Genomic DNA, 12,211 nt, shown 5'->3' on the forward strand with positions numbered 1-12,211 from the left:
GTCGCGGATGGCGCGCCAGTTGTCCTCGTCAGCCACGCGCTGCACCACGTACTGGTCGTCCTCGGGCGCGAACTCGTACATGTCCATCTCGCGCATCAGCCGCCCGTGCAGGAACTGGCGCAGGAAGGACGCGTCGCGGTCCGCCTCGCGGATGCGAAACAGCGTCGCCATGCCGTCACTCGGCCCGCCGTAGCGCTCGCGTTCCTCCGGGGTCGGGTTCTCGCAGCGGCGCAGGATGTCGTGCCACAGCCGAAAGCCCAGGTAATACGGGTTTATGCCGCCCGGGTGCGGGCGCACCACCTGCGAGTGGTGGACCATGAACTCCATGTGCAGATCCTCGGGCAGGTCGAGGCTGCTGAGGATGCGGTGGTGCCAGAAGCTGGCCCAGCCCTCGTTCATGATCTTGGTTTCGATCTGCGGGATGAAGTACTGCGCCTCCTCGTGGACGATGGTCAGCAGGTCCTGCTCCCAGCTCGCGAGGTAAGGGTTGTGGTCGCGGATGAACAGCAGGATGTCTTCCTCGGGCTCGATCGGCACCCGGCGCAAATCCGGCGGCGGCAGATCGGGCGCGCGGTGGATGTCCGGGTACGGGTCGTGCCGCGGGCGGGCGGCGTCGATGGCGCGGGCGCGCTGTTCGGCCTCGCCGATCTTGCGCACGCCAAGATTGCGCCGGCAGTTGAACGACAGCGCGTGGGCGGCATCGAGCAGCGCCTCCACCTTGTCGATGCCGATGGCCGGATCCTCGACGTAGCGGCGCACGCGGTCGGCGCGCGACTTGAAGTTGGCGACCGTCAGCTCCGGGTGGGTATGGCGGAACGTGAAGTTGTTCTTGAAGAAGTCGTTGTGACCGTACACGTGGGCGATGGTGAGAATCTGCAGGCACAACGAGTTGTTGCGCATCAGATACGCCACCGAGGCGTCGGAGTTGATGACCATCTCGTACGGCAGGCCGCTTGCGCCGTGGTCGTAGGTGGTCTTGAGCTTCTCGAACGACTTGCCGTACGACCAGTGCGGGTAGTGCGCCGGCATGCCGTGGTAGGCCATGTAGCCCAGCATCTGCTCCTCGTCGCAGATCTCGAACACCTGCGCGAAGCAGTCGAGCCCGAACTCGGCCGCCTTCTCGCGGATGCGCTCGTCCCAGGCGAGCAGCTCGTCGACGTCCCAGCTACGCATGTTCGGCCTCCGCGGCGCGCGCCGCCCGGTCCTTGTGCAAAAAGGCTTTCAAACCCGGCCAGATGTCGTCCTTGCCGTGGATGGTCAGCGCGTGGAAACCGTCCGACTTGATGCGCGCGAAGGTGTCCAGCATGGAGCTTTCGAAGATGCCGCGCCCGGGCGGCTTGATCTCGCCGTAGCCGAACAGGTTGGCCACCTCGCAGATCGCCTCGGCGGCCTGCACGGTCTTGTCGTTGTCGCCGGGGAAGTTGTCACCGTCCGAGCAGTGGAAGGCGTAGATGTTCCACAGGCTCGGGTGGTAGCGCTCGTTGATGACCTCAAGGCACTTCTGGTAGGCGGACGAGATCACCGTGCCGCCGGACTCGCCCTTGTGGAAGAACTCGTCCTCGGTCACCTCGGACGCCGCCGCGTGGTGGGCGATGAACACGATTTCCACTTCCGCGTAGCGGCTGCGCACGAACTGATACAGCAGGAAGAAGAACGACCGCGCCAGGTACTTTTTGGTGGTGTCCATCGAGCCCGACGTGTCCATCATGCAGATCACCACCGCGTTCGACTGCGGGCGCGTGTCCGGCATCAGGCGCCGGTAGATCATGTCTTCCTTGCGGAACGGGAAGCGCTGCGCGGCGTCGGTGTTCGGGTCGGGCTGGGGCGAGCCCTGCGCGATCTGGCGGCGGATGCGCTGCAGCGCCGTGCGTTTTTTATCCAGATGCACGCGGATGCCGGCGCGCCGGAAGCCCTTGCGCTGCAGCGCGTGTTCGGACGGCAGCAGGCGCAGCTTCTTGCGCTCCAGGTCCGGCAGCTGCAGGTCCTCGAACATGATGTCGATCAGCTCTTCGAGGCTGATCTCGGTCTCGTAGTAGTCCTGCCCGGGCTCGTTGCCGCCCTGGCCCTTGCCGGCGCCGGACTGCTCGCCCTGGCCGACGCTCTGGCCGACCTCGGTGTCGCCCTCGCCGGTGCCGACGCCGGGCTGGTTCTTGCCGTACACGAAGCGGTACTCGCGGATGCCGCGGATCGGCACCTTGACCATGCGGTCGCCGGAGCGGCCGATGATGGCCTCCTCGGCCACGATGTCGCCGATGTTCTCGCGGATCGCCTGGCGCACCTTGTGCCGGTGCCGGGCGCGGTCGCTGGCGCTGCGGTCCGAGCGCAGCGAGTCGCCGCTGAAGGCTCTGAACTGGGAATGCAACATGGCTACCCCTCCGTTGGGCCGGCCCGCGGCACGCCGCGGCCGGCTGTAACTGCGCGTGTCAGTCCTTCCACAGGTTGTTGGCCGCGTACTTGAGCACCACTTCCGCCGAGTGCTCGGTGTAGCCGAGCTCGAGCATGCGCTGCACCAGGGTGTCGTACTTGTCCCGCTGGTCCTCGTCGCGGGTGCGCGACTTGGTGACGATGCGGCTCATGTCGCGCACCGAGTGCAGCAGCTTTTTCTCCAGCGCATCCCGCAGCGGCTCATACGCCCGGTAGTTCACCTTCTCGCCGCGTCGCGTGGCGGCCCACAGGTAGGACATCACCTCCTGGCGGAAGCCCTCGGCGGCGGAGCCGACGATGCCGATCTGCTCCTCGACCGATTTCAGGAAGCCCTCGTCCGGGCGCAGCTCCTCGCCGGTGTTGCGGTCCTTGACCTTGGACTTGTTCACGTAGGCCTCGGCATGATCCAGGTAGTTCTGGAACAGGTCCTCGGCCTGCTGCTCGAACGAGTACACGAAGGCGCGCGTGACTTCCTTCTCCAGGATGTCGAGGTAGGCCTTGTGCAGGGTGTCCTGCAGGAATTCGAGGTACTGCTTTTTGGTGTCCTCGGCGAAATCGGCGCGCTTGACCATGTCAACCAGCGCCTCGCGCACGTTGATCGGGTTGATGCCGATGTCCGGGTTGTCGGCCAGCGCGTTGTCGAGCGCCTTCATGATGAAGCGCGTGGAGATGCCGAACAGGCCCTCGCGATGGGCTTCCTCCTGCAGCGAGCGGGCGGACAGTTTCAGCGTGGTGCCCTTCTTGACCACTTCCTCGCCGTCGTACAGGCGCAGCTTGGTCATCAGGTCGCACTTGGCGCTCGGCTCCAGGCGCGACAGGATGGCGAACATGCTGGCGATCTCGAGCGTGTGCGGCGCGATGTGGGCGCGGAACTGCGACTCGCGCAGCATCTTCTCGTAGATCTTGACCTCTTCGGTCAGGCGCAGGTTGTACGGCACCTTCACCACCACGATGCGGTCCATGATCGCCTCGTTGGTGTGGTCGGCCTTGAACTTCTGCCACTCGGCCTCGTTGGAGTGGGCGATGATGGCGCAGTCCACGTACACGGTGCCGTGGCGGCCCGGCGCCGGCACGAACTTCTCCTGCGTGGCCGTGATCATGGTGTGCAGGTACTCGGGCTCGTTCTTGAACACCTCGATGAACTCGACGATGCCGCGGTTGCCGACGTTGAAGGCGCCGGACAAATCCAGCGCCCGCGGGTCGGACTCCGAGTAGCGGTCGAGCTTGGAGATGTCCACCGAGCCGATCAGCACCGAGGTGTCCTGGTTGTTCGGGTCGACCGGCGGCACCACGCCGATGCCCTGACGGCGGTGGCGGGAAAATGCCACCCGCGCCACCGGCACGTCCTCGTAGCGGCCGCCAAATTCGGCATCGAGCCGGTGGCGGCAGATCGGGCACAGCTCGCCTTCGATCGGCACGCCGAGCACGTCCGAGAAACTGCGCCGCAGGTGCACCGGCACCAGGTGCAGCGGCTCTTCGTTGATCGGGCAGCCGTCGATGGCGTACACCGGTTCGGTTTCTTCCAGAGCACGCTGCAGCTTCACCACCAGCGAGCTCTTGCCGGCGCCGACCGGGCCCATCAGGTACAGCACCTGGCGGCTTTCCTCGCCACGCAGGGCAGCGGAGTGCAGGTAGCGCACGATCTGCGCCAGCGAGCGCTCGATACCGAAAAAGTCGTTTTCGAAGTAGCGGTAGCTTTTCAGGCGCTCGTCGCCGAACAGGCGGTTCAGACGGGGATCGTCGGTATCACCCAGCTCCCGCACCCCGGCACGGGTCACCGCCTCGTACAAACGGGCATGCGCCAGCTTGGGGATGCTCGGGTCCTCGCGCACCAGTTCCAGATAGTCCAGGAACGTGCCGGTCCAGCTGTGTTCCTGGCGCGCCTTGCGGTCTTCACCGATCAGCTCGGCGAAAGATCCAAACGTCGTGCCCATGTAACGACCTCCGTCGTGTGTCTAGCCTGTCTCGTGCGTCAACTACCCTTTTTCTGTTTTGCCATTGATGTGTAAACACCGGTGTCCCCGATGGGACACCCCCGGCCCCGCTTGCCCGCGTTCATCGCGGGTGATGCAGGAAAAATGCCGGGGGTCGATGTCGCCTCCCGAAGTCACGAGTATCAAGACCCGTGCCAAGTCGAGGAACCGTTCTGGCTCCTCGGCGCCGGCCACAGCGCTGCGCCGTGCCAGTTTGACCCGAAACGGCGCGGCAAGTTGTACGAGTGTCGCACCGCCCTGGTGCAGGGCCTTTGGTAACGCGTTTGCGCGCCACAGGCAAATGTCGGGCGCGCTGCTACCATGCACCGAATCCATCTTCCCCGTGATCCGCTGCCGCGAACGGCACGCGTGTAGTCGCATGAATTCGACCCCTTTCGATCCCCAGCGCGACGTCGAGATACTGGCGCGCGAGACGGTGTTCCAGGGCTATTTCCGCGTCGATCGCTACACGCTGCGCCACCGGCTGTTTCGCGGCGGCTGGAGCCGGCCGATCCAGCGGGAACTGTTCGAGCGTGGCCACGCCGCCGCGGTGCTGCCGTACGATCCCGAGCGCGACCGGGTGCTGCTGATCGAGCAGTTCCGCATCGGCCCCTACGCGCACGGTGGCGCGCCGTGGCAGATCGAGATCGTCGCCGGCATCCTGCACGAGGGCGAGAGCCCGGCCGAACTGGCGCGCCGCGAGGCGCTGGAGGAGGCCGGCTGCGTGCTGACTTCCGAGCTGCTGCCGGTGGCCGCCTATTACATGAGCCCCGGCGCCGTCAGCGAGCACATGACGCTGTTCTGCGCCCTCACCGACCTGGCCGATGCCGGCGGTATCCATGGCTTGGACCACGAGGACGAGGACATCCGCGTGCACGTGCCGACGTTCGACGAGGCGATGGCCTGGCTGGCCGCCGGGCGTATCCAGAACAGCCCAGCCATCATCGCCCTGCAGTGGCTGGCGCTGAACCGGCCACGCCTGCGGGCGGGCTGAAGCACATGCATGCCGACCAGGAGGCATCGGTGGAATGTTCGATCGCACCCTTGCGGTGCCCGCCGCAGGCGCTGCTGTTCGACCTGGACGGCACCCTGGTCGATTCGGTGCCCGACCTCACGCGCTGCGTGAACGCCGCCCTGCAGGCGGTCGGTCGGCCGCCGGTGAGCGAGGCGCAGGTGCGCGGCTGGGTCGGCAACGGCGCCGCACGTTTGTTGCATCGCGCCTTGACCGGCTGTCGCGACGGTGAGGCGCCGGCTTCGCAGCATGCGGCTGCCATGGCGGTGTTCGACGCCTGCTACGGCGCCGAGCCGTGCCGGGACAGCCGTCTTTATCCAGGCGTGGCGCAAACGCTGGCGGCGCTGCGCTCGCGCGGTTTGCGCCTGGCGGTGGTCACCAACAAACCCAAGCGTTTCGTCGGCCCCTTGCTGGCGGCGCTCGGAATCGGCGACTGCTTTGCCTGTCTGGTTGGCGGCGACAGCACGGCGCGCCTGAAACCCGACCCGCAGCCGGTCGAAACGGCGCTCGCCGAGCTGCGCTGCCGGGCGTCCGATGCGCTGCTGGTCGGCGATTCGCGCATCGACATGGCGGCCGGGCGGGCCGCCGGCGTGGCCACCGTGGCGGTGCGCTACGGCTATGATCCGGACTGCGACTTCCCGGCCGCGGGGGCGCTGGCGGTGCTGGGCAGCCTTGGCGAATTGCCGGCCCTGTGGGGCTGGCCGGCGGTCGGCTGATGGTGGTCGCCCGGGGTTACGAGGTGTTCTGAGATGCCCGAAGCCGTCGTCGATCGCGCCGCGCCCACATGGCAGCCAACGGCCGTGCTGGTGGTCAGCCAGCGCCCGCGGCCGGGCCTAGGGCGCATTCCGTCGATGTTCGAAGCGCTGGGGGTGCCCGCGGTGGCGTTGCAGGCCGGCCAGATTGGCGGATCCCTGCCGCCGCCGTTTCATGGCGCGCCGCACGAGGTGGCGGTGCTGGCCATCGACCCGGAATCGGCCCGCGCCGCCTGGTTGGCCGGGGCCGGTCTGGTGGCCGGGCTCGGCAGCGGCTTGCACGGAGCGGCGCTGCGGCAGGCCGGTGCCGAACTGCTGCTCGAAGCGCCGTCCGAGATCGGCAGCGGCAGCCTGCTGCTCGCCTACGCCGAGAAATTCGCCAACCTGCCGCCGCCGGCGCTCGGCGCGTGGCGCGGACGGCCGGTGGCACTGATGTTCGATTTCGACGGCACGCTGGCGCCGTTGCCGCAGCGACCGGCCGACGGTGTGCTGCCGGCGGCCATGCGTGAGCGGCTGGTCCGGCTGTTGGCCCGTCACCCGCTTGCCGTGGTCAGCGGCCGGGCGCTCGCCGACCTGGCGACACGTCTGGCCTTGCCGGCGGCGTACCTGGGCGGCAATCACGGCCTGGAACTGCGCGCCGCCGATTACGATCCCGAACCGCTCCCGCAGCCGGCCGGCTGGCAGCCGCTGCTCGACGCCGTGCATGAACGCCTGGCAGGACTGCCGGCCGAACACCCCGGTTGCGTCGTTGAACACAAGGGGCTGACGCTGGCAGTGCATTACCGGCAGGTGGCGGCGCCGGCCGTGGCGGCGCTGCGGCGCGCCGTGGTGCGGGCGGTGGCCGGCTTCGACGGCCTGCTGGTGGAGACCGGCCGGCAGGTGCTGGAAATCCGCCCGGCCATCGACTGCGACAAAGGCACCGCGGTGACGCGACTGCACGAGCGCATGCAGCGCCTGCTCGGGCCATGCACGCCGGTTTTTTTCGGCGACGATCTGGCGGATGAGGCGGCCTTCCGCGCCGTGCGCCGGGCCGGCGGTTGCGGGGTGCTGATCGCCGACACCGGCCGACCGACCGCTGCCGATTACCGGCTGGATTCGCCCGAGGCGTTGCTGGCTGCCCTGGACGCGCTGCTGGTGTGAGCCGGCCGCGTGCTTGATCGACCCAGCGTTGCCGGTCGGGGGTGGCAGGCCCGGCGAACCGAAAAAATTCCAGAAAGGGAATTTTTCAGAAGTTTCCTCAAGGCTCGTCGCGGCGGCGAAATTCGCCCTCGATGACGTGCACCTCGACGTGGCCGTCGGCTGGCGGCCCGGCCAAGCGTGCCGCCAGCCGGCGGCGCAGTGGCGGCACCAGCAGGCACAGCGCCACGGCATCGCCGATGAAGCCCGGCACGATCAGCAGTACACCGGCGAGCTGCGCCAGCAGCAGTTCCAGCATCGGCTGGGCTGGCGGTTGTCCGCTGGCCAGCGCACTGTGCAGGCGCCGCAGGCCGAGCGTGCCGTAGTGGCGAATGACGGCGCTGCCGGCCACGGCCGCCAGCAGCAGCAGCAAAAAAGCACGGCCCGCGCCGATGCGGGCACCGACCGCCAGCAGCGAATACAGCTCGGCCAGCGGCAGGGCGATCACCAGGGCGGGCACGAAACGGCTCATCGGCGGGCACTGCCCGGGCCGTCACTGCGCGCGGGCTGCGGCGAGGCTGGGCGTGTGGCGGCTGGACATTCAGCAGTTGCCTTTTTTGGCCTGCCCCGGCGGGCAGAAGTGGCCGCGGTGGTGATGGTGGTCGTCGTGGTCGTAGTCATGTGCCGGGTACTCGACGTAATCATGCCGGTCGTGGTGATGGCGGTCGTCGTCGGTGGTGATGGCCGTACCCACGGCGCCACCGACGGCGCCGCCGACGATGGCACCGCTGCGGCCGCCCACCTCGTTGCCGATGGCGGCGCCCGCCGCGCCGCCGAGACCACCGCCGATGGCGGCATCCAGCGTGTCGCCGGCGTGTGCGCTTGCCATGGCGGCCACGCCGAGCAGGGCAAAACAGCAGGCTTTGATCGTTTGCATGAAGAGTCCCCGGGTGGCATTGGATTCGAGCGTGTCGGCCACGGCCGGTGGCCGTGTCGCACGCCCAGGCGAGTGGAAGCGGGGGCAGTCTGGCAGAGCCTTGCTGAACGCTTGCTGAATGGAGTCTGCCTCAACGATTCGCGGCCAGCGACGGGTAGAAGCGCTGGTTCATGCGCTGGTAGTAGGCCATGAGGTTGGCCGTACGCTGGATGCGCTCGCGCATCGGGTTGTCGATGGGCGGACCGACGAAGCTCAGGATGAACGCGTGCGCGGTGGCGTCGACGCTGGTCGGCACGTCACCGAGCAGAAAGGCCTTCTCGCCGAGCAGCACCGACAGCGCATCCATGTCGGCAAAACCGAAGCCGAAAATCTCGTCCCGGCTGTGCCGGCCAAGGCCGTGGCCGATGAGGTTGCGCCTGAGGGTGCGCCGCACCAGCGGCGGCACGATCACGCGCAGCGGCCACGGCAGCCCGCCGAACAGCGCCTCGCGCACCGCGCGGTAGCCGTTGTCCTCCATCCAGCGGCAGTGCAGCAGCACCCAGTAGGTGCTGTCGTGCAGCATGCGGTTGATGACGTGGGCGCGGGCGCGCTGCTCGGCGGTGAGGTTGGCGTCCACCCGGTCGCCATATTTGTCCTTCAGGTACTGGATCGCCAGTTCCGAGTCGCCGATGGTGCGGCCGTCGTCGCGGATGAAGGGAATCTTGCCCTTGGGCCCCTTGCGGGTGTCGCGCTCGGTGATCACCTCGAACGGCAGGCCGGTCATCTTGAGGTACAGCTCGAGCTTGATGCAGAACGGGCTGGGGTTGGGTAAACCCCAGGCGGGGGCGAACTGGTACAGCTCGATCATGCAGGCTCCGAAGGGCAGGGGGGCAGTACCCCGGCTGCGCACAGCGCCGCCCGGGCGGCGGCATCGTAGCCGATGGCGCCCAGCAGCGCCGCGGTGTCGGCGCCGAGCGCCGGCGCATCGGTCGGCGGCGCCGGCAGGCGTGCGCCGTCCACGCGCACGGCAAAGTCGGGCGCGGGCGCGCCGGGGTGTTGGTCGGCGAGCGCTTCGGCGACGGAACGCACCCGCACCAGCGGCAGGCCGTGGGCGGCGCCGAAGGCTTCCCAGTCGGTCGCCGTGCGCGCTTTGAAAATCGCCGCGAGGCGTTGCTGCAGCTCGTCGCCGTGCATCTGGCGCGCGGCCACGGTGGCAAAGCGCGGCTCGGTGAGCGGCGCGCCTTCGGCGCCGAGCGCGGTTACGAAACCGCTGAAAAAATGATTCTCCAGCAGCCCGGCTGCCAGTTCCGCGCCGTCGGCGCAGGTGAACACGTCGTTGGCCGGGTGCAGGTGCGTGCGCGATGTCGGCGGCGCGAGACCCCGGCAGGCGGCGAGACTCAGCGCCGCGTCGGTGATCGAGGCATCGAGATACGCGCCCTCGCCGGTGCCGGCGCGGCGCAGCAGCGCCGACACCACGGCGAGCGCCGCGAACAGACCAGCGGCGGTATCCGCCACCGGCACGCCCGGCCGGCGCGCGGGTCCGCTCCAGTGGCCGGGCCGGGACAGCGCGCCGGCGGCGGCCAGATACGTGAGGTCGTGCCCCGGCCAGGCGGCGCGCGGTCCCGTTTGTCCAAAGCCGGACAGCGCGCAGTAGATCAGATCCGGCCGTGCCTGACGCAGCGTGGCGTAGTCCACCCCGAGCCGCGCCGCCACGCCCGGCCGAAAGCCTTCCAGCACCACGTCGAAGCCCGCCACCAGGCGCTGCACGAGATCGCGCGCGCCGGCGGCCTTGAGGTTCACGCACACGCTGCGCTTGCCGCGATTGTTCATCGCGAACAGGCCGTCCGGCAGGTGGCGGCCGGGGTCGCCGCCCGGCGGTTCGAGCTTGACCACCTCGGCGCCGAGCGCCAGCAGCTGCGCGCCGGCGAACGGCCCCGGCAGGAACGGCGCGAGCTCCAGCACCCGCACGCCGGCGAGCGGCGAATACATCAGTACGACTTCGGCAGGCCGAGCACGCGCTCGGCGATGTAGCACAGCACGAGCTGCGGGCTGACCGGCGCCAGACGCGTGATCATCACTTCCCGCAGGTACCGCTCGACGTGGTACTCCTTGGCGTAGCCGAAGCCGCCGTGGGTCATCACCGCCTGCGTGCAGGTCTTGAAGCCGGCCTCGGCGGCCAGGTACTTGGCGGCGTTGGCGTACGCGCCGCAGTCCTCGCCGCGGTCGTACAGCGTGGCCGCCTTCAGCATGGTGAGGTTGGCGGCTTCGAGCTGCGCCCAGCACTCCGCGAGCGGGTGCTGGATGGCCTGGTTCTGGCCGATCGGCCGGCCGAACACCACGCGCTCCTTGGCGTATTCATTCGCCTTGCGCAGCGCCGCGCGGCCGATGCCGATGGCCTCGGCGGCGATCAGGATGCGCTCGGGGTTCAGGCCGTGCAGCAGGTAGCGAAAGCCCTGGCCTTCCTCGCCGATGCGGTCGGCGACCGGGATTTCGAGCCCGTCGATGAACACCTGGTTCGAGTCGACGCACTTGCGGCCCATCTTTTCGATCTCGCGCACCTCGACGCGGCTGCGGTCGAGGTCGCAGTAGAACAGCGTCAGGCCGTCGATCGGCCGGGCGGTTTCCTCCAGCGGCGTGGTGCGGGCGATCAGCAGCATCTTGTGTGCGTGCTGGGCGTTGCTGGTCCACACCTTTTGGCCGTGCACGATGTAGCGGTCGCCGTCGCGGCGGGCGAAGGTTTTCAGATGCGTCGTGTCGAGCCCGGTATTGGGCTCGGTCACGGCAAAACAGGCGCGCTGCTCGCCACGGATCAGCGGCGGCAGAAAGCGCTGACGCTGTTCCTCGGTGCCGAATTTCACCACCACGTTCGGCCCGAAGAGATTGAGATGAATGGCCGACGCGCCGGACAGGCAGGCGCCCGAGGCGGCGATGGTCTGCATCATCAGCGCCGCTTCGGTGATGCCGAGCCCGGCGCCGCCGTAGGCCTCCGGCATGGCGATGCCAAGCCAGCCGCCGTCCGCCATGGCCTTCACGAAATCGAGCGGAAACGCGCCGTCGTGGTCGCGCTCGAACCAGTAGTGGTCGTCGAACGGCGCACACAGGCGCTCGATCTGCTCGCAAATGGCCTGCTGGTCGGCAGTCAGCGAGAAATCCATGGTTCCTCCTCGTAGCCTGTTTTTGGCGTCAGCTTGGTGGCTCGCCTGCCGGGCTTGTCGTGGCAGGTGTGCCGGTTGGTGGTGGCTTCGGCCGGCGCCCGAACAGGCGCAGGATGCCGCCGCCGACCTTGCGCAGCGCCCGCAGCACCTTCGGCAGCAGCCAGGCGACCAGCGCGATGAACGCAATCAGCAGGCCGATGAACAGCAGCGGGTGATTGAGTGCCGCCCACATCCCGCCGAACACCGCCACGTCCTCGGCCACCGAGGCGGTCCAGTTCGAGAACGGTTCCGGCGAGGTGTTGATCAGCAGGCGCGTGCCGGTCTTGGTGGCGTGGCTGGTGGCGGCCAAACCGCCGCCCAGGATGCCGGCGGCGATTTCGAGCGCGGGTGTCACCTCGCCCACCGCGCCGGCCGCCAGCAGTGCGCCGGCCGGAATGCGGATGAAGGTGTGCAGCGCATCCCAGCCGCTGTCGACGCCGGGCGTCTTGTCGGCGAAGAACTCCACCGCGTACATCAGCCCGGCGGCGCCGATCACCAGCGGATCGGCCAGCACCTGCAGGTCCGGCGGCAGGGCGAGATCGCCGCTGGCGCCGGCGAGGCCCAGCACCAGCAGCGCCGCGTACAGGTTGATGCCGCTCGCCCAGCCGACGCCGAGCGTCAGCGCGAGCGTGCGTACCAGTTCGTGGTAGGTATCCAAGGCGGGCGCACCGGCGGGCAGGGACCAAGCCGGCAGTATCGCATGGGGTGATCGGCCGGCTGGCGGCGGGCGCTGTGGCTGTGCGGTGCACGGCCGATGACCGCCGGGGCGGCGGCAAGGCGTGAGCTGGCGTCCCCAAGGGGATTCGAACCCCTGTTGCCGCCGT

Annotated in this window: 12 protein-coding genes; 3 read left to right on the top strand and 9 right to left on the bottom strand. The window is 68.7% G+C overall.

Going from position 1 to position 12,211, the window contains the following annotated elements:
• From PHC73_RS03445 to PHC73_RS03455, 3 genes are all read right to left on the bottom strand, one after another.
• Positions 1-1,173: SpoVR family protein (locus PHC73_RS03445; protein ID WP_300124493.1), on the bottom strand; the 1,173-nt coding region annotated here is incomplete at its 3' end.
• A complete protein-coding gene (locus tag PHC73_RS03450) occupies positions 1,166-2,365 on the bottom strand; it encodes a DUF444 family protein (RefSeq protein ID WP_300124496.1) in 1,200 nt (399 codons plus the stop codon). The genes PHC73_RS03450 and PHC73_RS03445, both read right to left, overlap by 8 nt.
• 58 nt (positions 2,366-2,423) lie before the next feature.
• Entirely contained in the window at positions 2,424-4,358 is a 1,935-nt protein-coding gene (locus PHC73_RS03455) for a hypothetical protein (protein ID WP_300124498.1), read from the bottom strand.
• A 418-nt stretch (positions 4,359-4,776) separates the two neighbouring features.
• On the opposite strand from PHC73_RS03455, the gene PHC73_RS03460 reads away from it, so the two are divergent.
• From PHC73_RS03460 to otsB, 3 genes are read left to right on the top strand one after another with little or no spacing between them, the layout of a single operon-like run.
• Positions 4,777-5,391, top strand: coding sequence for an NUDIX domain-containing protein (locus PHC73_RS03460; protein WP_300124500.1), 615 nt, complete (start codon positions 4,777-4,779; stop codon positions 5,389-5,391).
• 29 nt (positions 5,392-5,420) lie between these two features.
• Positions 5,421-6,125 (top strand): phosphoglycolate phosphatase, encoded by a 705-nt coding sequence (locus PHC73_RS03465; protein WP_300124502.1) that lies wholly within the window; start codon positions 5,421-5,423, stop codon positions 6,123-6,125.
• Positions 6,126-6,158: 33 nt separating this feature from the next.
• Positions 6,159-7,301, top strand: coding sequence for a trehalose-phosphatase (gene otsB / locus PHC73_RS03470; RefSeq protein ID WP_300124505.1), 1,143 nt, complete (start codon positions 6,159-6,161; stop codon positions 7,299-7,301).
• 97 nt (positions 7,302-7,398) lie between these two features.
• On the opposite strand, the gene PHC73_RS03475 is transcribed toward otsB, so the two are convergent.
• The 6 genes from PHC73_RS03475 to PHC73_RS03500 form a co-directional block, all read right to left on the bottom strand.
• Positions 7,399-7,809: an FxsA family protein gene (locus PHC73_RS03475; protein ID WP_300124508.1), complete on the bottom strand. Its 411-nt coding sequence runs from the start codon at positions 7,807-7,809 to the stop codon at positions 7,399-7,401.
• A gap of 69 nt (positions 7,810-7,878) precedes the next feature.
• On the bottom strand, positions 7,879-8,214 hold the full coding sequence (locus PHC73_RS03480) for a glycine zipper domain-containing protein (protein ID WP_300124511.1): 336 nt from the start codon (positions 8,212-8,214) through the stop codon (positions 7,879-7,881).
• Between the two features lie 130 nt (positions 8,215-8,344).
• Positions 8,345-9,061, bottom strand: coding sequence for a glutathione S-transferase family protein (locus PHC73_RS03485; RefSeq protein ID WP_300124514.1), 717 nt, complete (start codon positions 9,059-9,061; stop codon positions 8,345-8,347).
• Positions 9,058-10,182, bottom strand: a complete 1,125-nt coding sequence (locus tag PHC73_RS03490) for a CaiB/BaiF CoA-transferase family protein (RefSeq protein WP_300124516.1) — start codon at positions 10,180-10,182, stop codon at positions 9,058-9,060. Before PHC73_RS03490 ends, PHC73_RS03485 begins: the two co-directional genes overlap by 4 nt.
• On the bottom strand, positions 10,182-11,348 hold the full coding sequence (locus tag PHC73_RS03495) for an acyl-CoA dehydrogenase family protein (RefSeq protein WP_300124519.1): 1,167 nt from the start codon (positions 11,346-11,348) through the stop codon (positions 10,182-10,184). The genes PHC73_RS03490 and PHC73_RS03495 overlap by 1 nt, the downstream gene beginning before the upstream one ends.
• A 28-nt stretch (positions 11,349-11,376) precedes the next feature.
• Positions 11,377-12,045 (bottom strand): DUF4126 domain-containing protein, encoded by a 669-nt coding sequence (locus tag PHC73_RS03500; protein ID WP_300124521.1) that lies wholly within the window; start codon positions 12,043-12,045, stop codon positions 11,377-11,379.
• Positions 12,046-12,211 lie beyond the last annotated feature (166 nt).

Origin of the sequence: Immundisolibacter sp. (genome assembly GCF_028696615.1) — a bacterium.
In the GTDB taxonomy this organism is placed as follows: domain Bacteria; phylum Pseudomonadota; class Gammaproteobacteria; order Immundisolibacterales; family Immundisolibacteraceae; genus Immundisolibacter.